This window comes from Bacillus cereus group sp. BfR-BA-01382, from assembly GCF_022663475.1.
GTDB classification, from domain to species: domain Bacteria; phylum Bacillota; class Bacilli; order Bacillales; family Bacillaceae_G; genus Bacillus_A; species Bacillus_A thuringiensis_S.
Window position 1 is genome coordinate 1 of record NZ_JAKUFQ010000332.1, and the last position, 319, is coordinate 319.

Here is a 319-nt window from a genome sequence, read left to right on the forward strand (position 1 = left end):
CTACCATTTTTCCTTCTTGAGAATCTGTACCTGTACCTTCTGTTCTTTCAACAGATTTTACATCTCCTTTAGATGCTGGCACTGCATCTTTAGGTACATCAAAGTTTTTTGAGAAAGACGTTGTTCCATCTGCACTCATTGTAACCCATTGATTCGAACTATTTTCATTTGACTTTAAATTGTCCGTTTTCGCATCATCTGCACCTACTGCACCACCCGCTAATAATCCTGTACTTAAAAATGCTCCTGCTAATAATGTTTTAATCATTTTTCATTACCTCCTGTTTATTTGTAATATTCATCAAAAAAGTATCTAGAG

General features: G+C 35.1%; 1 protein-coding gene. It reads right to left on the reverse strand.

Features of this window, described 5'->3' with window-relative positions; translation table 11 throughout:
* On the reverse strand, positions 1-268 hold a 268-nt coding region (locus MR160_RS34220; RefSeq protein ID WP_242299253.1), incomplete at its 3' end, for an alpha-ketoglutarate permease.
* Between the last annotated feature and the right edge of the window lie 51 nt (positions 269-319).